The sequence below is a fragment of the Lentzea tibetensis genome (assembly GCF_007845675.1).
Lineage (GTDB): Bacteria > Actinomycetota > Actinomycetes > Mycobacteriales > Pseudonocardiaceae > Lentzea > Lentzea tibetensis.
The window spans coordinates 134,731-157,172 of record NZ_VOBR01000008.1; the positions used below are offsets into that span (position 1 = coordinate 134,731).

The window sequence follows — 22,442 nt, forward strand, 5'->3', positions numbered from 1 at the left end:
CGATCGGAGCAAACCTGCCTGAGCTGCATGGTCAGCAGATCTACATCCGACCACCACGTCCGGTCTGGGTGGATCTAGGTGCAGTGTTCCGAATCGGCCGGCCGCGCAGGCACGTCGCGGACGGCATGGACATGCAGGCCACTGTGCCGGGCGAGTTGAGCATCTGGTCCGTGACCACCACCGGCCACTGGGTCGGCTACGTCTCGTTCGCACTCACGCAGCAACACCGCGCCGTTCGAGTGTCTCAGTGGGTCCTAGAAGACGCGCTGCGACCACGACAAGACGCGCCTGCTCGCCCAGAGCAGCGTGGCTATGACAGCCGTGGCGGTCCACACAGAAGGCTCTGAGAGGGCCGTAGCGCCACTTTTGTTGCATGGCAAGGAGAAATCACCCTGGTGCTACGCCTGAGCGGCTGCACCCCTCCCCGTTCCAGCCTGTTGTGGTGCGTTCTCTGCACTCGCTGCACGCCACTGGGAGAAATCTGGGAGAAGAACCTCTCCCGAGGGGCGCGCAACACCAACGCACGCCAACGGGTTCCAACGCCTTGACCAGCACGCTTACCAGGCAGTACAGGCCACACTGCGAGCCGTACCTAGTTCGGGACGAAGAGGTCGCAGGTTCAAATCCTGTCACCCCGACGTAGTTCCTGTAGGGCCTGTATATCCGCAGAAAGCGCGGATATACAGGCCCTACGGTGTTTTCTGGGGACCTAGCCCCCAGACCCCAGCCGGGGGCAAGCCCCCGGACCCCCGGTTCGCCCACCAACGCGGTGCTCGCGTTCTTGGCTAGCGTTCGCCGATCTTCTTCGCGGACAGGGTGATGGGCGTCGTGCAGTCGACGACCTGCCCGGCGGCGACGCTTTGCGCGGTGGTGGTCCAGTTGCGGTCGAGCGCGAGGATGCGGCCCTGGCCCGTCGCGTCCTCCTCGCGGAGGAAGTAGAGCCCGGCCGCCTGCATGGTGTCCTGCGCGGTCTGGTGGACCATGCCCACGACGGCGGGCACCGTGCACGTCTTCGCGGGCGCCTTCGCCGCTGGCGGCGGTGCCGCGCTCGTCACCGTCTCGGTGACCACGCTGGGCGGAGCGGTGGTCGTCGTGTTCGCAGCCGGTGGGATGGCGCAGCCCGCAGCGGCGAAGCAGAGGAGTGAGGCGGCGATGCGGCTCATGCGGGTCCTTCGGTTGTCCGGATTCGGGTTCGCCGGTGGTTGTTCGGCCTCCGCCCGAAGCGCGTTACTCAAGGGAACCAGCGCGAACACAGCGGAAGTTCAGCCGTTCGAGTGGTCATCTAACGGTTTTCCACAGGCACCGATCGAGGCGTTGTAGGTTCGCTCCCGGCTACAGCGGACGCCACTGAGGCTCCTCCGGTCCCGGATGGAGTGGGTGCCTCCAAAGCACGTCGCGCAAGACGTGCCCGCGATCTCAACCTTTCGAGCTGCTCCAGGCGATGACCTCTGGCTCAGCAGCGTTGGCCGGGCAACGTTCGCGGAGGATGTTGTGTGGACGGATGATCTGAACCCATTGCTGGCCTGTGACAGGCCTACGCACATCGCGATGCGCTGCTGGTGCACCGGTGAGACGGTGAACATGGTGCGCCGGCAGCGCAAGCAGTTCGGGAAGACCGGCGGGCAGCTCGTGCCCGCCGCGCGCACGGCGGGGCAGCAGGCCCTCGAAGCGGCGTTGTTGCTGGCGGTCAACCGCACGATGGCGGGCATGCGGCGGCGCGGGCATCCGCTCCGGCCCACGGCGGTCGTCGGGCGGGTGCACCTCGGTTCGCCGGTGCTGGCGCTCGAGGTCGACCCGGTGGTGGTCGAGCTCCTGCTGGGCCAGGCGTTGCCGTTGCGCGCGGGTGACGAGCTGATCGGCATCAGAGGGTTGCGGCCGGTGCCCGGACGCGACCACCTCGACCTGGTCGGGCGGCACGGTGCGGTGCGGCTGCTCGGGGTCACCAAGAACGTGTGGCGGGATGCCCTCGACCGCATCGGCACGCCGGTCGAGAGCACTGCGGAGCCTCCCGCCGGGCCCGTCAAGCTCATGAGCGGTGTGCTGCGGCGGTTACCGCTGTGGAAGGGCGCGGCGTGGCTGGACGTGGTGCCGTCGAACGACTCGCTGGAGATCTACTGGCGCGGTGGGCCGTCCAGCTGGTCGATGGCGGAGATCCTGAGCGGCTCGTCGGCCGCGTTGCCAAAGGTGTCCGCCAGTCCGCACGACATGTCGGACGTGGTGCGCGGTGTCGCGCTGTCGGACGTGAAAGTCGGGCGGGGAACCGGAGCCGAGCCCGAGCGGGCGTGGATGGAGTGGGTGATCGCCACGTTCCCCGGACCCGCGCTGAACGAGCACGCGGTGCGGTCGGACCACGTCGAGCTGCTGCCCGGTGGCTGGGAGCACGACGACATGCGGACGGCGCTCGCGCGGCGTGACGTGGGGGCGGTCTACCGGCTGCTCGAACGGCGCGGCGTCGCGCGGGAGCGGATCGGTGAGCTCACCGGGCAGTCGCCCGTCGAGGTCGCCGCGATCGCCGGCGGGCGGCGGGTCGAGTCGTACGAGTTGCTCAGCCGGATCGCGAACGGGCTCGGTGTGCCGCGCGGGTACATGGGGCTGGCGTTCGACGAAGAGGTTCCGGCCTGCGACTGCGCGGACGACGAGACGGCGAAGCGCAGGCGGTTCCTGCAGCACGCCGCGGCGGTCACGGTCGGCTTCGCCGTTTTCGGGGAGTACTCGGGGAACTGGGGCCCGTGCTCCTGCGAGCTGACGGCGCGCCGGCGCGCGATCAGCGCCTGAACAACACACGCTTCGAGGGGTGGAAATGCTCGCACAGTCAGGTTTCTTCTTCGTACTGCTGTCGTTCCCGTTGTGGGTCATGGTGTTCACCGCGGTGTGGGCGCGGTCGCCCCGCCGCCGCGCCGACGCGTTGAAGGTGTTGCGCGTGGTGTTGCGCAAGCCCTGAGCGAAACCCAGGCCGCCGGGTGATCGGCGTTGCTAGTTTCGGCAGGTGGCGACGCAGATCACCCGCAAGCGGCTCGGGCGCGATTTCACGCGGCTGTGGTGGGCCAACGCGATCTCGAACACGGGTGACGGGCTGATCCTCGCCGCCGGGCCGCTGCTGCTGGCGTCGCTGACGAACGACCCGACGCTCGTCGCGGGCGCGGTGTTCGTGCAGCGGTTGCCGTGGCTGCTGTTCGGGCTGGTCAGCGGGGCGCTGGTCGACCGGTTGGACCGGCGGCTGCTGGTCGTGGTCGTCAACGTCCTGCGCGGGCTCGTGGTCGCCGCGCTCACCGTCGCGATCGCGACCGGCACAGCATCCATCCCGGTGGTCTACGCGGCGCTGTTCGTGCTCGGCCTCGGTGAGACGTTCGCGGACAACGCAGCGGGCACGATGGTGCCGAGCGTCGTCGAGCCGGACCAGCTGCCGAGGGCGATGGCGCGGCTGCAGTACGTCCAGGTCATCGGCAACGGGCTCGTCGCGCCGCCGATCGGTGCCGCGCTGTTCGTGGTGGCGGCGGCGCTGCCGTACGGGATCGACGCTGCCAGCTTCGTGCTCGCCGCGCTGCTGATCTCGTTCGTGCGCGTCGAACGGCCACGCGCGACCGAGACGAGCAGGCGCAGGCTCCGCACGGAGATCGCCGAAGGCCTGCGCTGGCTGTGGGCGCACCACGTGGTGCGGCTGCTCGCGTTGTCGTTGTGCCTGATGAACATCACGCTCATGGGCGCGCTGTCGATCTACGTGCTCTACGCGGAGCAGCGGCTCGGCGTCACCGGTACGGGGTACGGCCTGCTGCTGACCGCGATGGCGCTCGGCGGCATCCCCGGCACGGTCCTCGCGCCGCGGCTGATCGAGCGGTTCGGGCCCGCGGTGCTGCTGCGGATCGGGCTGGTGATCGAGACCGGCACGCACCTGTCGCTCGCGCTGACCCGGTCGCCGTGGGTCGCGGGCGCGACCATGGCGCTCTTCGGCGTGCACGCGGCGGTGTTCACCGTCATCACGGCGTCGCTGCGGCACCGGGCCGTGCCGGACGAGCTGCGCGGCCGGGTCGGCAGCGCCTTCATGTTGCTCGTGATCGGCGGGGTGTCACTCGGTGCGCTGTTCGGTGGATTCGTCGCGCGGCTGTTCGGAATCGTCGCACCGTTCTGGGCGGCATTCGCAGTCATGACACTGCTGACGATTGGCGCCTGGCGCCGATTCGGTTCGATACCGCACGATCGGGTGGAACAACTCGACAGTCGCAGTCAGTAGGGCCACGGTGGTCCGCATGCACTGTGCGCCACCGTTCCGGGTCAAACACTGCGGAACCAACACGTAGCGTTAACCCTTACGAGTGACTGTTGAAGGTTCAACTCACTCAACGTAACAAGCCAGGTGATCGACTCGACACACGGGCACCGCGTCCGAAGCACGCTGATCTCCACCACGAAAGAAGCCCAGATGAGTTCGGTTACCGCGATTCGACCTGTTCACAAACCCTGGTTGGTGTTCACGGCACGGGCTGTTGTCGTGCTTCAGGCGCTGGGGATCGTATTCCTGCTCACCTCGATTTGGACGACGGTGGCCATTGCCGTCCTGTTCGTCGTCACCGTGTCGGTGGTGCGCGCTCTGTCACGGGCGTCGCAGCAGATGGACACCATCTTCGAGGAAGAACTCTCCTAGCTGAGGAACCCGCGGGCGGGGATTCCCTCGGGGAAGCGCTCCAGCGCCTCACCGCTCGCATCGGCCAGCTCTTCGAGTGCGGCGATCTCGTCCGGGGTCGCCGCGTGCGGGACGGCCCAGTAGCCACCGGTCGCCCCGATGGCGTCGGGATGCAGGATCGGCGCCATGACGAGGCTGCGCACGAACGTCGGCCGGTACGCCTCCTGCGGGATGCGCGAGTCGAACCTGATGTCGCGGATCGCGACGGTCTGCCGGTGCAGCATCGCCCAGCCGCTGATGCAGTTCGCGGCGGGGAACCGCTGGCCCTTCCACAGCGGGCTCATCGAGTCCTCGTCGGCGTAGTAGCACTGGTCGCCGTCGAGCAGCACCAGTGTCGCGCCGTGCGCGTCCAGCAGCCGGCGCGCGGTCGTTCTGACGACGCGTTGAACCTCTTCCAGCGTGCCCGCGCGTTCGAGCAGCGCGGTCGTGTCGGCGGCCATCTTTCAGACGGTAATCCCATTGCTCGTTGACGGACACCTGTGAGAGCGCTTCCATGAAGGAATCCGCCGCTGCCCGCATGACAGAGAGGTCATCACCGTGGCTGGTAGGAAACTCGCGCTGGCGAGCGCGTTGCTGTTGCTTCTCCCCATGGCGAACCCGGCGCAGGCAGCCGTGCCACCCACCCCGCCCGGCTGGACGCTGGCCTGGAGCGACGATTTCACCGGCGCGAACAACAGCGCGCCGAACCCGAACAACTGGATCGTGGACATCGGCCACAGCTACCCCGGCGGTCCCGCCAACTGGGGCACCGGCGAGATCCAGCGGTACACGAACGACCGCGCCAACCTGCGGCTCGACGGCACCGGCAACCTGCGGATCGTCCCGTTGCGGGCGGCGAACGGCGAGTGGACGTCGGCGCGCATCGAGACCCGCCGCTCGAACTTCAAGGCACCGGCAGGCGGTGTGCTGCGCATCGAGGGCCGCATCCAGATGCCCAACATCACCGGTACCGGCGCGCTCGGCTACTGGCCCGCGTTCTGGGCGCTCGGCTCGCCGTACCGGGGGGTCTTCTGGAACTGGCCGTCGATCGGCGAGTTCGACGTCATGGAGAACGTCAACGGGATCAACAGCGTCTGGGGCGTGCTGCACTGCGGCGTCAACCCCGGCGGATCGTGCAACGAGACGAACGGGCTCGGCGCGGCCCGCGTCTGCCCCGGCGCCCAGTGCGCGGGGAACTTCCACACCTACCGGTTCGAGTGGGACCGCTCGGTCAGCCCGAACCAGCTGCGCTGGTACGTCGACGGCCAGCACTACCACACGGTCCGGCAGAACCAGGTGGACGCGACGTCGTGGAACAACATGACCTCGCACTCCGGCTACTTCATCCTGCTGAACGTGGCGATCGGCGGCGCGTTCCCCAACGGGGTCGCCGGTCGCACGACGCCGACCCCGTCGACCACGCCCGGCCGTTCGATGGCCGTCGACTACGTGGCGGTGTGGACGCGCCCGTGAGTATTGGCTACCGTTGGATCACGCCGCAGACATCCGATCTATGCCTCACCGCGACGCCGCGGGCGTGATCTCGAGGAGATCAGATGCGACGACCTCATCTGGCGTTCGCACTGGCACTTGCGGCTGTGCTGACCATGCCCGTGCAGGCCTCCGCCGTTCCCGGTGTCCTGTGGGAAGCCGATCCGAAGCTGGGGCCGGCGGCCGTGTTCGACGGGCTCGAACGCGACCCCGGCGCCATCACCGCAGCCAACGACCCGCAGGGCAAGTACGGGCCTTCCATCAAGTACGAGACCTGGGATTGGTCGGAGGGCAAGGAGCGGTGCGAAAGCCGTGGCATGCGGAAGAACGGCTCTCCGTACCGCCTCGGCGCGGCGGAGGTCGGCCAGACGTTCTACTTCGGCTGGCGCGCGCTCTGGCAGGTGAACCCGAACGGCAAGCACTGGATCGCCGTCTACCAGCTGCACATCTCCGGTGCGAGCGGCGGCCAGCCGAAGTCGGGCCCGTTCGTGCTCCGCACGCTCGGCGACGGCAAGCTGCACTTCCAGCTCACGTCGCCGAACGGGGGCACGAAGCACATCTGGTCGACGGACTTCCCGGTGAACCAGTGGAACGACTGGGTGATCGGGTTCAAGCTGTCGCGCGGCGGCGACGGCTGGGTCGAGCTCTGGCGCAACGGTGAGCAGCAGACGTTCACCAACGGGCAGAAGCGCTACCCCGGCGCGACGTTGTGGGGCACGCACGTCAACACGAAGTGGGGCGTCTACCGCTCAGGCCCCAACAGCGGGCGCGCGACGGCCTGGCTGAACTCGGGCAAGCTCGGGACCAGCTACGCCGACGTCGCTCCCTGACCGCGAGGACGGGTGCTGCCGGGCGCGTGCCACGGCCCGGCAGCACCCGCTCGGGTCACTAGTGTGGTGCTGTGACGACGCACCCCTCGGCCAACGTGCCCGACCAGCTGTTCGACGACCCCGCCGCCGAGGCGCGGTGGCGCGAGCGGTTCACCGCTGCCCGCGTGACGCTGCCCGGCTGGGCCGAGGACGCGGCTGACCGGTCGCTCTACCTGTCGAACGCGAGCGGCGTCTGGGAGATCTACGCCTGGGACCGGGCGACGGACCAGCACCGCAGGGTCACGGACCGGCCGAACGGCACGTCGCACGGCACGCTGAACCCGGACGGCACGGAGATCTGGTGGTTCGACGACCACGACGGCGACGAGTTCGGCCTGTGGGTGCGCGAGCCGTTCCACGAGGGCAGCGCCGCGCCGGCCGTCGAGGGTGTCGACGCGGGCTACCCGGCGGGACTCGAGATCGGGCGTGACGTGGTGGCGGTCGCGGCGTCGACCGACGACGGCACGACGATCTGGTTGTCCCGCAAGGGGAACAAGGCCGAGGTCATCTACCGCGACGAGCACGACGGCGGCGTCGCGGCGCTCTCCAAGGACGAGACGCTGGTCGCGATCGCGCACTCCGAGCACGGCGACAACCGGCACATGGCGCTGCGCATCCTGAACGTCGAGGACGGCTCAACGAAGGCCGATCGGTGGGACGGCAAGGGCAAGGGGCTCGACGCGATCGCGTTCAGCCCGGTGCTCGGCGACAACCGGCTGCTCGTCGCGCACGAGCGGCGCGGGCGCGAGGAGCTGCTGATCTGGGACCTCACCGCGGACACGGAGACCGAGCTGGTCATCGACCTGCCGGGCGAGGTGACGGCTGACTGGTACCCGGACGGCAGCGCGCTGCTCGTCCTGCACACGCACGAAGCCCGCAACACCATGCACCGCTACGACATCGCGACGAAGCAGCTGTCCACTGTGGACGTCGCGAAGGGAGTGATCGGTTCGGCGGGCGTGCGCCCGGACGGCACGATCGAGTACTCGTGGTCGTCGGCCGCACGGCCCGGCGTCATCAGGGCGCTCGACCCGAGCGGCACCGAGCGCGTGCTGCTGGAGCCGCCAGGCCACAAGGCCGCGCCGACCTCGGAGCTCACCGACGCGTTCGTCGGTGACGTGCACGCGCTGATCTCCAAGCCGGCCGGCGACGGCCCGTTCCCCACGGTGTTCCTGCTGCACGGCGGCCCGCACTCGGCCGACGAGGACCGGTTCTCCGCGTACCGCGCGGTGTGGCTGGATGCCGGGTTCGCCGTGGTGCACGTCAACTACCGCGGCTCGACGGGCTACGGCTCGGTGTGGCGCGACGCGATCGAGGGCCGTCCGGGGCTGACCGAGCTCGAGGACGTGGCCGCGGTGCACGACTGGGCCGTCGAGAGCGGGCTGGCGGACCCGGCCAGGTGCGTCGTCAACGGCGCCAGCTGGGGCGGGTACCTGTCGCTGCTGGCGATCGGGACGCAGCCGGAGCGCTGGGCGGCGAGCGTCGCGGGCGTGCCGGTCGCGGACTACTTCGCGGCCTACGAGGACGAGATGGAGCCGCTGCGGGCGTTCGACCGGGCGCTGTTCGGCGGGTCGCCGGAGGAGCTGCCGGACGTGTACCGGAAGTGCTCACCGCTCACCTACATCGACCACGTCAAGGCGCCGGTGCTGGTGCTCGCCGGTGAGAACGACCCGCGCTGCCCGATCCGGCAGATCGACAACTACCTGGACGCGCTCGCCGAGCGCGGCGGGAAGTACGAGGTCTACCGCTACGACGCCGGCCACGGCTCGCTGGTCGTCGCCGAGACCATCCGCCAGGTCGCGGCCGAAGTGGACTTCGCACGGCGTGCGCTGGAGGGTTAACCTGGTCGTCGGCGCCGTCCCGCGCCGTACCTCCTGACCGGTCGCCCACGCAGACCGGCGCTCGCGGAGGCGAAGGGGACCTGATGTCCTCGGGGCGCTGCTCGACGCAGCCGTTGTCGTGCGCCCGGACGGTTCGGGCGGGGCGTGGGGTCCGCTCGTGTCCGTCCGCGAGAGGCACACGATGACCGAGCAGAAGTCCCTCAAGCGTCTCGTCCGCTCCCGCATGGAGCGGACCGGCGAGTCGTACACCACCGCACGTCGTCACGTGCTGGCCAACGCCCCGAGGTCGGCGGGCGGCGGGCTGATGCACGACTCCGCGCTGCTCAGGAACGCACTGGGCGACGGGTGGTCCGAGGCGATGCTCGCCGGGCTGGCAGGCGGCATCGGCTTCATGTACTTCGTGTTCGAGTACAAGGAGCTCAAGGCGCCGACGATGACGATCGTCGCCAGGCACCACCCGGACCCGTTCATCCCGGCCGCGCTGCGCAACGCGGGGATCGAGCACCAGGTCACCACGACCGGTTCCGTCCGCAAGGCCGAGAAGGCGCTGCGGGAGGCGACGGGCACGGTGATCTGCACGGTCGACCGCACGAAGCTGCCGTGGCACGGGCTCACCGGCGAGTGGGGCCCTGAGCCGTACCCGGTCGGCGTGCAGGGCCTCGACGGCGACACGGTGCTGGTCGACGACGAGTGCCTGCAGCCGAACCCGCTGCCGCTGGCCGACTTCCTGGCCGCGTGGGGCAAGAAGCACGAGATGATCACCATCGGTGCCGCGACCGGGAAGCCGGACGTCAGGACCGCGGTCAGCACGACCGTCGCGCACCTCACCGGCCCGGTGCTGGGCAACAACTTCGACGTGAACTTCGGCTTCTCCGGCATGCGCAAGCTGGCCGCCGAGATGCGCGACGTCAAGGGCAAGAAGGGCTGGTCGCAGCGCTGGGCGACGCCGGGTGCGGAGTTCTTCGTGCTGCGCAGGCTGCACGACTGCCTGGAGGTCGAGTACACGGCGCCGAGCGCGACGCGGCAGCTCTACGCGGACTTCCTCCGGGAGGCCGGCCTGCCGGGCGTGACCGAGTTCGAAGCCGCCGGACGGATCTGGTCGGACGTCGCGGCTCGTTCGATCGGGGCGATGCCGGTGCTCCAGGAGTACGAACAGCTGGTCACCGAGCGCATGCGGCTGATGATCAGCGGTGGGGCGGCCGTCGCGGACGAGGTACGCGCGCTGGGCAGTCGGATGAGCGGTCTGGCGGAGCGGGCGACGCCGGTCCAGGCTGGCCTCTATGTCGAACTCGCTGATCTCGTGGACGAAGCCCGCGAGTTGGAGGAGAAGGCGGTCGGTCAGCTGTGACTGAGCAGCTGACAGCGGTCTACTGGCCCGCTGACGAGCTGGTAGAGGTCATGAAGCGCTGGCCGGACGGCTATCCGGCGTTCCGCGGGCTGGATCGCCCGCACGAGGCACATCGCCAGGAGGTGGAACGGTTCCTGCGCGGCTTCGCCGACGTGGGCGGGCACGCGATGGTCGCGGTCGGATCGGCCGACGACTACGAGGACTTCGCCGGTGACGGCGATCCGGCGGCCGGGCGCACACGCGCCGACTACGCCGAGCACGTCGCCGCGACCCGCGGCGCGATGATCTGGCCACCGGGCCGCAACGACCCGTGCTGGTGCGGATCCGCACGCAAGTACAAGACCTGCTGCGGCTCACCCACGTTCATCTAGAAACGCCGTCGGGGGCACTTGGCGGACCCGTGTCCGCGAAGTGCCCCCGACGGAGGAAGACGTCAGACGGTGGCGCTGATCGCCACGTCGATGTTGCCGCGGGTGGCGTTGGAGTACGGGCAGACCTGGTGGGCCTGCTCGACGAGCTTGTCCGCGACGGCCTGGTCGAGGCCGGGGGTGCTCACGACCAGCTCGACGGCGAGCTGGAAGCCGCCCGCGCCGTTCGGGCCGATGCCGACCTTCGCGGTGACCTCGGAGTGCTTGAGGTCGACCTTCGCGTGACGCGCGACGAGCTTGAGGGCGCTGTTGAAGCACGCGGCGTAGCCGGCGGCGAACAGCTGCTCCGGGTTGGTGGCCTCGCCACCGGGGCCGCCGAGCTCCTTGGGGGTCGCGAGACGCTCGTCGATCACGCCGTCGGAGGAACGGACCTCGCCGTTGCGGCCCTCACCGATGGCAATGGCCTCAGCCGTGTACAGCACCTGCATCGTCACGCTCTCCTTTGAGCCGGGGGGATGTTGTGTCCTACGGGGCACAACACCGGTTGGCTCGAAACATCTTCCCGAGGGTGGCTCAGCTCACCCCGTGGTGAGACGCACGAGCCTGCGCGAACTCGACGACCTGCCGTCCGATCGTCCTGAGGTTGGCCGCCACGTCGGCGTCCGAGCACGTGCCGTCCGCGTCGAACTTCACCTGCGCCGAGTTCACCGCCGCACCCAGCGGGGTGGGCCAGCCGCGCAGCGCGTGGACGATCGAACGGAGTGCGCTCAGCGTGTTCACCGACGCCTGCCAGCCGTACGCGGCGGCGACGCAGCCGACCGCGCGGTCGTGCAGGTACGGGCGGTCGTCGTTGCGGAGGTCCTCCACGTAGTCGAGCGCGTTCTTGACCAGGCCGGACACCGTGCCGTGGTAGCCGGGCGAGACCAGGATGACGCCGTCCGCGCGGGCCAGGTCCTCGACGAGCTTCTTCGCGATCTCGGGGCGGTCGGGCTGGGCGGGGTCGTAGAACGGCAGCAGCAGATCCGTACCGCTGTACTCGATCGTCTCCGCACCCGCCTCCGCCGCACCGGCGAGCGCGATCCGCAGTGCCCGCTCGCTCTGCGAGTCAGCCCTGATCGAGCCGCCGATACCGACCACCGTGACCGTCATGCCTCCGATCCTTTCACTTCGACATGGGTGGAGCTGGGCACTACTGGCTAGTAACGTGCGACACATGTCGAACCTCCAGGCCCAGCTTCTGGGCGGTGCACTGCGCTTCGCGTTCGGTCTGCCCGCACCGCTGCGGCGCCTGATCTCGGGCCCGCCGATCCGCCTCGACGGGCAGGACCTGCATCCGGAGGCGCAGCTGCTGCTGCGTCTCCAGTCGTTGACCGGCCGGGACTGGAACACGAAGACACCGGAGTCGAGCCGCTTCGACCTCGACATGTCGACGAAGCTGGTGTCCGGGCCGCCGATCACCTCGGTGAACACCCGCGACCTGCGGATCGGCGAGTTCGACGCGCGGCTCTACACGCCGCACGGCCTGGCCGACGGCTCACCGTTGTTGATCTTCTACCACGGTGGCGGCTGGGTGACCGGCAACCTCGCGAGCCACGACCAGCTGTGCCGCTTCCTCTCCGCGGAGGCGGGCGTGCGGGTGCTGGCCGCGGACTACCGGCTCGCGCCGGAGAACCCGTTCCCGGCCGCGATCGAGGACGCCAAGTCCGTGCTCGACTACGTGGTCAACAAGGCGAAGGACCTGGGCATCGACCCGGCGCGCATCGCGCTCGGCGGTGACAGCGCGGGCGGGAACCTGGCCGCGGTCACCGCGCACCAGTCGCCGGGCACGGCGGTGTTCCTGCTGCTCTTCTACCCGGCGGTCGACGCGTCGGTGCGCAGGCGGTCGCGGGAGATCTTCGGCAACGGGTTCTTCCTGACCGACGAGAAGATGGACTGGTTCCTCGACCACTACGCGCCCGAGTTCGACGCGCGGTTCGACCCGCGGCTGTCGGTGATGCTCGCCGAGGACCTGAGCGCGATGCCGCCGACCTACCTCGCGACGGCGGGCTTCGACCCGCTGCGCGACGAGGGTGAAGCGTTTGCGGAACGCCTGGCCTCGGCCGGAGTCCCGGTCGTGCTGCGCCGCCACGAGGGCCTGTTCCACGGGTTCGCCAACATCCTCGGTGTCGGCGGGGTGTTCCGCGAGGCCGTCTCCGAGGCGGTCGGCGCGCTACGCACCGGCTTCGCGCTCGCCAACTCCGCCCAGGACGTGACCGAAACCGCCTGACGGCTCCCGGCGCTGCAGCAGGTGCGCGAGCAGCGCCAGGAGCAGGCCACCGACGCCCGCGACGGCGAAGCCCATCGCGGGACCGCCGTGGTCGATCGCGAAGCCCGCGACCGGTCCGCCCGCCGCGGCGCCGAACGTGAACGCCGAGCCGTGCAGGCCGAGCGCCTCGCCGCGCACGGCAGGCGGCACGAGCCCGGTGATGCGTTCGCTGGTCGCGGCGATCGTCGGCGAGCACATGACGTTCATCGGGATCAGCGCGATCGCGATGAGCAGCCAGTCGCCGTCCGCGAGCCCGACCGGGATCGCCAGCGCGGCCAGCATCGCCATCAGCGCGACCTGGCCGGGTGCGCGCTTGAGCGAGCCGTAGATGAGGCCGCCGACGATGGACGCCGCGCACATCACGATGAACACCAGGCCGATCCAGCTCGCCTGGCCGACGCGTTCGAGGCTCGCGACGATGGCGACCTCCATGCCGCCGAGCGTGAACACCGCACCCGCCGCGACGACGAGCGTCGCGACCAGCGGCCCGGTGATCCACGCTCTCCTGCTCGGGTGCGGTCCTTCGACCGGCTCGTCCTCGTGCACCAGCGGCGGGTTCACGAAGAACAGCAACACCCCCGACGCGAGCACGCCCAGGCCGATCGCGACCAGCGCCGCACCGGTCGACACCCTGGTCGCGACGAGCACGCCGAGCGCGGGGCCCACCATGAACGACAGCTCGACGGAGATCGAGTCGAGCGAGAACGCGGTGCGCCGCTGGTCGACCGGCACCAGCGCGGTGATCGCCTGCCGCCCGATGGACATCACCGGCAGGCACGCGACGCCCGCGACGAAGCCGACGACCAGCAGCACCCAGTACGACATCAGCGGCGCGAACAACCAGAACGTCGTCTCGCACACCACCGAGAGGATCAGCATGAACCGCAGGCCGCGCCGGTCGATCAGCCAGCCCATCAACGGTGATCCGACGCCGATGCCCACGGTGATGGCCATACCGGCGAGCCCGGCGGCGCCGTAGCCTCGGTCGAGAGTCACCGCGACGTGCAGCGTCATGGTGACGCCTGCGGCGGTGGGCGGGATCCTCGCCAGCAACATCAACATCATCAGCGGTCGAACCCGCGGCAGGCGCAGGACGTGTTGAAACGGGGCGAGGCTCACCTCACCATGGTCACCCGCGCAGCAAGGACTTTAAGGTTTCCTGTTATTGGCTGGTTCAAGAACAGCTCGCTAAGGTGGTGGACCGATGAGCCCAGAACCACGTGAGCTGCTCAAACAAGCCGGGATGCGCATCACCGCGCCCCGGCTCGCAGTGCTGGAGTGGCTCTCCACCCACCCGCACACGACGGCCGAGCAGGTCGCCGACGGCGTGCGGGCCCGGCTGGGCACGGTGTCGACCCAGGCCGTGTACGACGTGCTGAACGCGTGCACGCGCTCCGACCTGGTGCGCAGGATCGAGCCGGCGGGGCACCCCGCGCGGTACGAGACGCGCACCGGCGACAACCATCATCACCTCGTGTGCCGGTCGTGCGGGCGCACCGAGGACGTCGACTGCGTCGTCGGCGCGGCACCCTGCCTCGAACCGTCCGACACGCTCGGCTTCACGATCGACGAGGCCGAGGTGGTGTTCTGGGGTCACTGCCCCGCTTGTCTGGAGGCGGCCGAGTCGGAGGCGTGAGCCCTCAGAGCTTCTCCTCCCGCTGCACGTCCAGGTTGCGGAAGATCGGCTCGCCGTCGCACAGCGCCGCCATCCGCGCGGCGAACTCGCCGGTCTCCGGCATCTCGGAGTTGCGCATCGCCTCGTCGTAGGACGGGAACTCGACGATCTCCATGTACGTGCCGGGCTTGTCGTGGTCGCTCGCCACGACGGCTCTGGTGACGGTCCGCTGGCCCTCGGTGGCCGCCATCCACTCGTCCATCATCTTGTCCAGCTGCTCGGGCTGGCTCGTCCGGTACTCGATGAGCTGAATGAACGTCATCACCGGAGCGTGCGCCGGACGGGCGAACACCGCTAAGGCCTTTGGTCCTCCCAAAGGTCCTTCAGGGCCAGGTAGGCGCGCTGCACGAGCGGCCTGCGGCGCGCGTAGAACGCCACCGCGTCCGGGTCGGGCGTGATCGTCCGCGTCGGCACGACCAGTGCGGCCGCCTCGGTCAACGACGACAGCTCCCCCAGCGCGCGCCAGCCGAGCAGCGCGACACCGACGGCCGAGCCCCCGCTGTCCTCGGCGACCGTCAGCGGCAGCCCCAGCGCGGCGGACAGCACGCCCGACCAGAGCGAGCTGCGGAACGCGCCGCCGGTCACGCGGATCTCCTCGACGTGCGGCACCGCGTCCAGCACCAGCGCCAGCTGCTGGCACACGCCTTCGACGAGCGCCCGCGTGATCTCCGCCGGACCGTGCTCGCGGCGCAGGCCGAGCAGCGCGCCGGTGACCGTCGGGTCCCACCACGGCGCCCGCTCGCCCAACAGGTACGGCAGCGCCACGATCCCTTGCGCGCCAAGGGGAACAGCCGCCGCTCGGGTGAGCAGCTCCCCCACCTCGACGCCGAACGTCTCGGCCGCCCACTGCGCGACCACGCCGCCGTTGCTCACCGCGCCGCCGCGCGCCCACAGGCCGTCGCCGATGGCGTAGCAGAACGTCCGGCACTCCTCGTCGACGCCGGGACCGTCCTGCGTGACGCGCAACGCGCCGCTGGTGCCGAGCGACACCGCACCCACGCCGGGCACGACCGCGCCGACGCCGAGGTTGCCCATCGGGCCGTCACCGCCGCCCGCGACGACCGGCAGACCAGGGGGCAGCCCGACTTCCGCGACCAGCGGGCGGTGCGAGGTGGGTGCTTCCAGCTCGGGGAGCTGGGTCGCGGACACCCTGGCGAACGCGAGCGCGTCCGGGTGCCAGGTCAACGAGTGGATGTCCATCAGGCCGGTGCCGGAGCCGGACGAGTGCTCGGTCGTCAGCGCGCCGGTGAGCTTCGAGGCGACGAAGTCCTTGAGACCGCACCACTTCGCCGCGGTGACGCCGTGCTCGGCCATCCAGGCCAGTTTGGACAGTGGCGCCATCGTGTGGATCGGGGTGCCGGTGGCCCGGTGCAGCGCGCGGCCTTCCGGCGTGCCGCGCAGCCGGGCCGTCTGCTCGACGGCGCGGTTGTCGGCCCAGCTCAGCGACTCCGTCACCGGGTCGCCGTTCGCGTCGAGTCCCAGCAGCGTGTGCATCGCGCCGGTCAGCGCCAACGCCCGGACCTCGTAGTCACCCGCCGCGACCTCGCGCAGTGCGCTGAACGCCGCGTCCAGCACCTCGCGCGGGTCGTGCGTCGCGAAGCCGTCCGCGGTCGTGCGCATCGGCGACGACCGTTCCGCCGAGGCGACCACCTTGGCCCGCCGATCGACGGCGATCACCTTCGTCGCCGTGGTTCCCAGATCAACGCCGAGAACGACTTCGGTCATGCCCCACGGTATCGATCCCCGTCCCGGCCGGGAACTCACCGGCCGGGACGGCGGATCGTGATCAGATCCGAGCCGCCAGCACTTCGGCGATCTCGTAGGTGTTCAGCGCCGCGCCCTTGCGGAGGTTGTCGCCGCACACGAAGAAGTCCAGCGTGTTCGGGAAGTCCAGCGCCTGGCGCACGCGGCCGACGTACGTCGGGTCCTCGCCGACCACGTCCGCGGGCGTCGGGAACCGCTTGGCCGCCGGGTCGTCGACCAGGACGATCGTCGGCTGCGCCTCGAGGATCTTGTGCGCCGCCTCGACGGTGACCTCCCGCGCGAACGTCGCGTGGACGGCCAGCGAGTGCGTCGTCACGACCGGCACGCGCACGCACGTGGCGGACACCTTGAGGTCCGGAATGCCCAGGATCTTGCGGGACTCGTTGCGGACCTTCAGCTCCTCGGAGCTCCAGCCGTCGTCCTTCAGCGAACCGGCCCACGGCACGACGTTCAGCGCCAGCGGCGCGGGGAACGGCGAGTCCGAGATCGGCAGGCCCGCGGCCTCCAAAGTGGACCGCACGTCGCCCGCCTCGACACCGACCCCCTTGCCGGCCAGCGCGGACAGCTCGGCGTACAGGCGATCGATCGCGGACTGCCCGCCACCGGATGCCGCCTGGTAGGAGGCGACGACCAGCTCGCGCAGCTCGAACTCGCGGTGCAGCGCACCGAGAGCGGCCATCATCGACAGGGTCGTGCAGTTCGGGTTCGCGATGATGCCGCGGGGGCGGTCCGCGATCGCGTCCGCGTTGACCTCGGGCACCACCAGCGGCACGTCCGCGTCCATCCGGAACGCGCCGGAGTTGTCGACCGCGACCGCGCCGCGCGACGCCGCGATGGGCGCCCACTCGGCGGAGATCTCGTCCGGCACGTCGAACATCGCGATGTCGACGCCGTCGAACGCCTCGGGCGACAGCTCGATGACGGTCAGCTCCTGGCCGCGCACGCTGATCTTCTTGCCGGCGGAACGCGCGGACGCGATCAGCCGGACCTCACCCCACGGGAAGGCCGAGCGGCTGTTCATGATGTCGATCATCACGGTGCCCACGGCACCGGTCGCGCCGACCAGCGCGAGAACCGGGGCGCTCATCGGCCACTCCCCGCGTACACGACGGCCTCTTCGTCGCCACCGAGCTCGAACGCGTCGTGCAGCGCGCGCACGGCGTCGTCGAGCTGGGTGTCGCGGCAGATGACCGAGATGCGGATCTCCGAGGTGGAGATGATCTCGATGTTGACGCCCGCCGTGGCGAGCGCCTCGCAGAACGTCGCGGTGACGCCGGGGTGCGAGCGCATGCCCGCGCCGATCAGCGAGACCTTGCCGACGTGGTCGTCGTAGAGGACCTGCTCGAAGCCGATCTCGCCGCGCGACTTCTCCAGCGCCGCCACCGCGCGCGGACCGTCGTCCTTGGACAGCGTGAACGTGATGTCGGTGCGGCCGGACGCCGCCTGCGAGATGTTCTGCACCACCATGTCGATGTCCAGCTCTGCCTGGGCAACGACACGGAAGATCTTGGCTGCCACGCCGGGGTGGTCGGGCACTGCGGTCACGGTGACCTTGGCCTCGGACCGGTCGTGCGCGACGCCGGTGATCATCGCCTGTTCCACGGGAAGGTCCTCCACTGACCCGGACACGATGGTTCCGGGCTTGTTGCTGAACGAAGATCGGACGTGCACCGGTACGCCGTAGCGACGGGCGTACTCGACGCAGCGGAGCATGAGCACCTTCGCGCCGCACGCGGCCATCTCGAGCATCTCCTCGTAGGAGATCGTCTCCAGGCGCCGGGCGTTCGGCACGATGCGCGGGTCGGCGGTGAACACGCCGTCCACGTCGGTGTAGATCTCGCACACGTCGGCCTTGAGCGCGGCGGCGAGCGCCACCGCGGTGGTGTCCGTGCCACCGCGGCCGAGCGTGGTGATCTCCTTCGAGTCCTGGCTGACGCCCTGGAACCCGGCGACGATCGCGATCGCACCGTCGGACAGCGCGTCCTGGATGCGGCTCGGCGTGACGTCGATGATCCGCGCCTTGCCGTGCACGGCGGTGGTGATCACTCCAGCCTGCGACCCGGTGTACGACCGCGCTACGGCACCCAGCGAGTGGATCGCCATCGCGAGCAGCGACATCGAGATGCGTTCGCCGGACGTGAGCAGCATGTCGAGCTCACGCGCGGGCGGGACCGGGGACACCTGGCGGGCCAGGTCGAGCAGCTCGTCGGTCGAGTCACCCATGGCCGACACGGCGACGACGACGTCGTTGCCTGCTTTTCGAGTCGCGACGATGCGCTCGGCCACGCGTTTGATCCGCTCGGCACTCCCAACCGATGATCCGCCGTACTTCTGGACGACGAGCGCCACCGACCTGCCTCCTCACGAAAACCTCAAAATCCCACGTCGGAGGCGAGCCTACCCGGACCAACCAGTGAGAATGCGTCGCCGTGACGGGCACTACTCTGTCCGGGGTGTCGACCCTCGACGTGGTGGAGGCTCCCTCAGCGATGCAGGACGGCTTGCGCGCGCGGGTGCTCAGACACCGCGTCACGTGGCTGCTGGCGCCGGCGCTGGTGTTCCTCGCCGTCCGGCAGCTGGGGCTCGTCGTGCTCGGGCTGATGGCCGACCACACGAACAAATCCGTCACCAAGGTCCTCACGTCGTGGGACGGCCACTGGTTCCTCGGCATCGCCGACAGCGGCTACCGCAACGTCGATCCCGGACTGGTGGACGCCTTCGGCAGACGCACCTCCGAGACGCCGCTGGCGTTCTTCCCCGGCTACCCGGCGCTGGTCCGCTGGGTCGACGGCCTGCCAGGCGTCGAGGTGACCGGCGCGGCGTTCACGGTGAGCCTCGTCAGCGGCGTGTTCTGCGCGTACGGCCTGTTCCGGCTGGGCAAGTCGGTCCGCGACGGTTCGCCGCGCGCCGGGCTGATGCTCGTGACGCTGTTCGCCGCGTCGCCGATGGCGATCGTGCTGTCGATGACCTACGCCGAGGCGACGTTCTGCGCGTTCGCCGCGTGGTCGCTCGTCGGCGTGGTCGAGCGGCGCTGGATCATGGCCGGGGTGTGCTGCGCGGCGGCCGGTCTGGTGCGCCCGACCGCGGCCGCGCTGATCGCCGCGGTCGGACTGGCGGCGCTCGTCGCGGTGATCGAGAAGCGCAACGACTGGAAGGCGTGGGTCGGCGGTGCGGTGGCCCCGCTGGGCATGCTCGGCTACCTCGGCTGGGTGGCCGTGCGCACCGGTCAGCTCGACGGCTGGTTCGCCGTGCAGGAACGCGGCTGGGACTCGCGGTTCGACGGCGGCGCGGCGACGGTGAAGTTCGCGCTGCAGCACCTGGGCAACCCGCGGTCGGTGCTGGAGCTGGCGACCGTGTGGTTCCTCGCCGCGGCGGTCGTGCTGGTGTGGATCGCTTTCCAGCGCAGGCTGGAGTGGCCGCTGATCGTCTACGGGATCGGCGTGCTGATGATGGACATCGGCTCGAACGGCCTGATGAACTCCAAGGCCCGCCTGCTGGTGCCCGCCTTCACGTTGCTCGTGCCCATCGCGCTGGCGCTCGCGAAGCGCAGGCTGTCGACGTCGCTGACCGTGCTGGGCATGGTCGCCGTCTTCAGCGCCTGGTTCGGGGCCTACGCGATCACCGTGTGGCAGTTCGCGATTTGATTGCCAAGAGGGGCCAAGACTGCATGAACGAGCTGATCGCTTCCCGGTGGAGTCCTCGGGCGTTCGACGAGACGGCGGTGGTGACGCCGGACGAGATGCGGGTGCTGCTGGAGGCCGCGCGCTGGGCGCCGTCGCACGGCAACAGCCAACCCGCGCGGTTCGTCGTCGGCTACCGCGGCGACGACTCGTACAAGCGGATCTTCGACACGCTGCGGACCGGCAACCAGAACTGGGCGGGCCGCGCGTCGGTGCTGCTGCTGGGCGCGGTGATCACGTCCGACGAGCGCGGTGAGCTGCCGAACACCGAGTACGGGCTGGGGCTCGCGGTGGAGAACCTGGTGCTGCAGGCGGTCGAGGCCGGGTTGATCACGCACCAGATGGGTGGGTTCTACAAGGAGCACGTGCGCGAGGCGTTCGAGATGCCCGAGGACGTGCGGCCGATCGTCGTCGTCGCGATCGGCAGGCCGGGCCGAGTCGAAGATCTGCCAAAAGATCTGCAGGACAGAGAACGCAGGGAGAGGGTCAGGCGTCCTCTCACCGAAACCGTGTTCACCGGCCGCTGGGGGCAGTCGGCTTTCTGAGCACGGCCGGTCGAAAGTCTTGGGGGAACCGGTTGTGAAGCGTCTCTTCGTCCTGCCCGTGCTGCTGATCGCGGCGTGCACCACCACCCAGTCATCTGCCGAGCCGCCCGCGCCGGCGTCGACCCCGCCGCCGCCGACGGTCGCCGCACCGACGGCGCTGTGCGAGGTGGCCCTGCCGGACGAGTGGCGGCGCCGGGTCGACGCGGCCAAGCTCACCGACTCCGGTGCGCAAGCAGGTGTGGCCGCCGCGAACGCCGACGCGAGCACGGTGTTCACGAAGAGCAAGGACAAGGGCCTGCTGATGATCTCCGGGGGCAAGCAGCGGCAGGTGATGCAGATCGACGAGGGCGAGTTCGTCGGTGCCGACTTCGACGGCCGCTGGCTCACGTTCGGCGTCGGCCACAGCCCCGGCAACCTGGCCAGGTGGACCGCGTACGCGTGGGACTCGCACTCGGCCGGCGAGCCGTTCCAGCTCGAGGACAACAGCGAGGGCCGCAACGGTCCGCTGTTCTACAGCTTCGTGCACCGCGGCAAGGCGGCCTGGGTGCGCGGCAAGGACCTGCACCTCTACGACCTCGCCACGAAGCAGGACGAAGTGGTCTCCAAGGCGGCCACCAGCCGCCCGGTGTTCTTCGGCGACTTGATGGTGTGGCACGAGGACGCCTCGCTGCGTGCGGTCAACGCGCTCGACGGCACCAGCGTCACGCCGCCCGCGCAGCTCACGGCGATGGGGAAGCGCGACCAGATGGCGGCCGACGACCACACGATCGTGTGGGTCACGGACAACCAGCTCATCGGGTGGCGCGCGGGCTGGCCGCAGGCTCAGGTGCTGGCGAAGGGACTCGGCGGCCAGACCGGCGGGATCATGGACCCGAGCGTGTCCGGCGACCTGGTGACGTGGCGCGCGGAGGACTCGCACGTGACGGACATCCGCAGCGGGAGCACGGCCCGCACGACCGGGCCCGGCTACTGGTTGAGCATCGTGGGCGGTGCCTTCACGGTGCAGCTCGGCATCCAGGAGCGCACCCCGGCCGCGGTGTCCGCGGCGGCGCTGCCGCCGTTGCCCGGCTGCTAGCCGAGCCTGCGGACCAGGCGGAGGACGAGGGAGCGGACGGCGAGCCAGAACAACGCGGCGATGCCGAAGTTGACCAGGACGCGCAGCTTGGCGTCGTCCGGGGTGAAGAGGTCGCGGAACCCGAGCGCGAGCGGCTGGGCGAGGTCCCGGACGGTGCGGGTGATGCTGTTGTCCGGATTGGCTCCGCCGACGGTGAGCACGACGTGAACGACGAGCACCACCGCCAGCGCGAGCCCGATCCAGCTCAGCACCGCGGCCACTACCCCGACGATGCGGCTGCGCATGGCCGGAGACTACCTACCCATAAGTAGATGGGCTCAGTAGCGAGCGACCGCACGCGCAAGAATTCCGGTCACGACCAGCCAGAAGACGGCAGCGAGACCGTAGTTCAGCAGGATGCTGATGTTGTAGTTACCGGTTTCGAAGAGCCCTGGGAAGAACAGCGCCAGCGGTTCCGCGAGCGACTTCAAGAACCCGAAGAACGCGTTGGACTGGTTCGCCCCGAAGATGATCATCAGGATGTAGAGGATCTCGATGAGCGCGAAGACAGCACCGATGCCGCTGATCACGCGTGACGCCGTGCCGCGACCGGTTCCTGTACGTAATCTGGCCATACGTGAGAGATGCCCGCATTACCTCAGGTTGAAACCCGATCGAGTGACGTCCACCATTTGGGCGCTCGGTTCCACCTCGGCGGCGAGTGTGGTTAGTCTGTCCGACGTGGCGCGTGCTCTCCTGCTTCGCTGCCGTGACGGGGTCTGATCAGACCGGCCCCCCGTCGCGGGACTCAGCGTTGCCGCCGGTCGTATCCAGGCAACGACCAG

The 22,442-nt window shown here is 69.7% G+C and carries 25 protein-coding genes; 14 read left to right on the plus strand and 11 right to left on the minus strand.

The features are described 5' to 3' along the window. Window positions 1-785 precede the first annotated feature (785 nt). Window positions 786-1,163 (minus strand): PASTA domain-containing protein, encoded by a 378-nt coding sequence (locus FKR81_RS44990; protein WP_235921548.1) that lies wholly within the window; start codon window positions 1,161-1,163, stop codon window positions 786-788. Between the two features lie 385 nt (window positions 1,164-1,548). Between FKR81_RS44990 and FKR81_RS14835 the strand changes: the two genes are divergently transcribed. The 4 genes from FKR81_RS14835 to FKR81_RS14845 all read left to right on the plus strand — a co-directional run bounded on the left by FKR81_RS14835 (window position 1,549) and on the right by FKR81_RS14845 (window position 4,639). Continuing rightward, on the plus strand, window positions 1,549-2,775 hold the full coding sequence (locus FKR81_RS14835) for a helix-turn-helix domain-containing protein (RefSeq protein WP_146352248.1): 1,227 nt from the start codon (window positions 1,549-1,551) through the stop codon (window positions 2,773-2,775). A 25-nt stretch (window positions 2,776-2,800) separates the two neighbouring features. Further along, window positions 2,801-2,941 (plus strand): hypothetical protein, encoded by a 141-nt coding sequence (locus tag FKR81_RS43570; RefSeq protein WP_186762980.1) that lies wholly within the window; start codon window positions 2,801-2,803, stop codon window positions 2,939-2,941. Window positions 2,942-2,986: 45 nt separating this feature from the next. Beyond that, on the plus strand, window positions 2,987-4,228 hold the full coding sequence (locus tag FKR81_RS14840) for an MFS transporter (RefSeq protein ID WP_222598273.1): 1,242 nt from the start codon (window positions 2,987-2,989) through the stop codon (window positions 4,226-4,228). 123 nt (window positions 4,229-4,351) lie between these two features. Then, a complete protein-coding gene (locus FKR81_RS14845; protein WP_146352250.1) occupies window positions 4,352-4,639 on the plus strand; it encodes a hypothetical protein in 288 nt (95 codons plus the stop codon). Here FKR81_RS14845 and FKR81_RS14850 read toward each other — a convergent pair. Continuing rightward, window positions 4,636-5,118: a GAF domain-containing protein gene (locus tag FKR81_RS14850; protein ID WP_146352252.1), complete on the minus strand. Its 483-nt coding sequence runs from the start codon at window positions 5,116-5,118 to the stop codon at window positions 4,636-4,638. The two genes, FKR81_RS14845 and FKR81_RS14850, sit on opposite strands and share 4 nt — an antisense overlap. 97 nt (window positions 5,119-5,215) lie before the next feature. On the opposite strand from FKR81_RS14850, the gene FKR81_RS14855 reads away from it, so the two are divergent. The 5 genes from FKR81_RS14855 to FKR81_RS14875 all read left to right on the plus strand — a co-directional run bounded on the left by FKR81_RS14855 (window position 5,216) and on the right by FKR81_RS14875 (window position 10,577). Next, window positions 5,216-6,130: a glycoside hydrolase family 16 protein gene (locus tag FKR81_RS14855; protein ID WP_235921549.1), complete on the plus strand. Its 915-nt coding sequence runs from the start codon at window positions 5,216-5,218 to the stop codon at window positions 6,128-6,130. Window positions 6,131-6,213: 83 nt separating this feature from the next. After that, a complete protein-coding gene (locus FKR81_RS14860; protein WP_146352254.1) occupies window positions 6,214-6,978 on the plus strand; it encodes a heparin lyase I family protein in 765 nt (254 codons plus the stop codon). A gap of 71 nt (window positions 6,979-7,049) precedes the next feature. Further along, window positions 7,050-8,858 (plus strand): S9 family peptidase, encoded by a 1,809-nt coding sequence (locus FKR81_RS14865; protein WP_146352256.1) that lies wholly within the window; start codon window positions 7,050-7,052, stop codon window positions 8,856-8,858. A 157-nt stretch (window positions 8,859-9,015) separates the two neighbouring features. After that, window positions 9,016-10,206, plus strand: a complete 1,191-nt coding sequence (locus FKR81_RS14870) for a BtrH N-terminal domain-containing protein (RefSeq protein ID WP_146352257.1) — start codon at window positions 9,016-9,018, stop codon at window positions 10,204-10,206. Further along, complete coding sequence (locus FKR81_RS14875) at window positions 10,203-10,577, plus strand: SEC-C metal-binding domain-containing protein (RefSeq protein WP_222598274.1); 375 nt, start codon at window positions 10,203-10,205, stop codon at window positions 10,575-10,577. The genes FKR81_RS14870 and FKR81_RS14875 overlap by 4 nt, the downstream gene beginning before the upstream one ends. Before the next feature lie 62 nt (window positions 10,578-10,639). On the opposite strand, the gene FKR81_RS14880 is transcribed toward FKR81_RS14875, so the two are convergent. Both FKR81_RS14880 and FKR81_RS14885 read right to left on the minus strand, forming a co-directional pair. Then, window positions 10,640-11,062, minus strand: a complete 423-nt coding sequence (locus FKR81_RS14880; protein WP_146352556.1) for an organic hydroperoxide resistance protein — start codon at window positions 11,060-11,062, stop codon at window positions 10,640-10,642. A gap of 85 nt (window positions 11,063-11,147) precedes the next feature. Next, the gene (locus FKR81_RS14885; RefSeq protein WP_146352260.1) at window positions 11,148-11,723 is read right to left on the minus strand and encodes an NADPH-dependent FMN reductase; all 576 of its coding nucleotides are present in this window, start codon (window positions 11,721-11,723) and stop codon (window positions 11,148-11,150) included. A 64-nt stretch (window positions 11,724-11,787) separates the two neighbouring features. Here FKR81_RS14885 and FKR81_RS14890 point away from each other — a divergent pair, with 64 nt between their 5' ends. Then, complete coding sequence (locus FKR81_RS14890) at window positions 11,788-12,840, plus strand: alpha/beta hydrolase (protein WP_146352261.1); 1,053 nt, start codon at window positions 11,788-11,790, stop codon at window positions 12,838-12,840. Here the strand turns inward: FKR81_RS14890 and FKR81_RS14895 are convergent. Then, on the minus strand, window positions 12,784-13,935 hold the full coding sequence (locus tag FKR81_RS14895; protein ID WP_235921550.1) for an MFS transporter: 1,152 nt from the start codon (window positions 13,933-13,935) through the stop codon (window positions 12,784-12,786). The genes FKR81_RS14890 and FKR81_RS14895 overlap by 57 nt on opposite strands. Before the next feature lie 148 nt (window positions 13,936-14,083). On the opposite strand from FKR81_RS14895, the gene FKR81_RS14900 reads away from it, so the two are divergent. After that, window positions 14,084-14,515 (plus strand): Fur family transcriptional regulator, encoded by a 432-nt coding sequence (locus FKR81_RS14900; RefSeq protein ID WP_146352265.1) that lies wholly within the window; start codon window positions 14,084-14,086, stop codon window positions 14,513-14,515. A 4-nt stretch (window positions 14,516-14,519) separates the two neighbouring features. Here FKR81_RS14900 and FKR81_RS14905 read toward each other — a convergent pair whose 3' ends face one another. The 4 genes from FKR81_RS14905 to FKR81_RS14920 all read right to left on the minus strand — a co-directional run bounded on the left by FKR81_RS14905 (window position 14,520) and on the right by FKR81_RS14920 (window position 18,667). Then, window positions 14,520-14,816 carry a hypothetical protein gene (locus FKR81_RS14905; RefSeq protein ID WP_146352267.1) on the minus strand — a complete coding sequence of 99 codons (297 nt, stop codon included), beginning with the start codon at window positions 14,814-14,816 and terminating at the stop codon, window positions 14,520-14,522. A gap of 32 nt (window positions 14,817-14,848) precedes the next feature. Further along, window positions 14,849-16,279 (minus strand): gluconokinase, encoded by a 1,431-nt coding sequence (locus tag FKR81_RS14910; protein ID WP_146352269.1) that lies wholly within the window; start codon window positions 16,277-16,279, stop codon window positions 14,849-14,851. Between the two features lie 61 nt (window positions 16,280-16,340). Beyond that, window positions 16,341-17,405: an aspartate-semialdehyde dehydrogenase gene (locus tag FKR81_RS14915; RefSeq protein WP_146352271.1), complete on the minus strand. Its 1,065-nt coding sequence runs from the start codon at window positions 17,403-17,405 to the stop codon at window positions 16,341-16,343. After that, window positions 17,402-18,667: an aspartate kinase gene (locus tag FKR81_RS14920; RefSeq protein ID WP_146352273.1), complete on the minus strand. Its 1,266-nt coding sequence runs from the start codon at window positions 18,665-18,667 to the stop codon at window positions 17,402-17,404. The genes FKR81_RS14915 and FKR81_RS14920 overlap by 4 nt, the downstream gene beginning before the upstream one ends. Before the next feature lie 80 nt (window positions 18,668-18,747). Here FKR81_RS14920 and FKR81_RS14925 point away from each other — a divergent pair, with 80 nt between their 5' ends. The 3 genes from FKR81_RS14925 to FKR81_RS14935 are packed head-to-tail and all read left to right on the plus strand — an operon-like array spanning window position 18,748 to window position 21,618. Next, on the plus strand, window positions 18,748-19,962 hold the full coding sequence (locus FKR81_RS14925) for a hypothetical protein (protein WP_146352275.1): 1,215 nt from the start codon (window positions 18,748-18,750) through the stop codon (window positions 19,960-19,962). Between the two features lie 23 nt (window positions 19,963-19,985). Further along, entirely contained in the window at window positions 19,986-20,543 is a 558-nt protein-coding gene (locus FKR81_RS14930) for a nitroreductase family protein (protein WP_146352277.1), read from the plus strand. A 34-nt stretch (window positions 20,544-20,577) separates the two neighbouring features. Then, window positions 20,578-21,618 (plus strand): hypothetical protein, encoded by a 1,041-nt coding sequence (locus tag FKR81_RS14935; protein WP_146352279.1) that lies wholly within the window; start codon window positions 20,578-20,580, stop codon window positions 21,616-21,618. Here FKR81_RS14935 and FKR81_RS14940 read toward each other — a convergent pair. Both FKR81_RS14940 and FKR81_RS14945 read right to left on the minus strand, forming a co-directional pair. Next, window positions 21,615-21,902: a hypothetical protein gene (locus FKR81_RS14940; RefSeq protein WP_146352281.1), complete on the minus strand. Its 288-nt coding sequence runs from the start codon at window positions 21,900-21,902 to the stop codon at window positions 21,615-21,617. The genes FKR81_RS14935 and FKR81_RS14940 overlap by 4 nt on opposite strands. A gap of 33 nt (window positions 21,903-21,935) precedes the next feature. After that, on the minus strand, window positions 21,936-22,232 hold the full coding sequence (locus tag FKR81_RS14945; RefSeq protein WP_146352283.1) for a hypothetical protein: 297 nt from the start codon (window positions 22,230-22,232) through the stop codon (window positions 21,936-21,938). Window positions 22,233-22,442 lie beyond the last annotated feature (210 nt).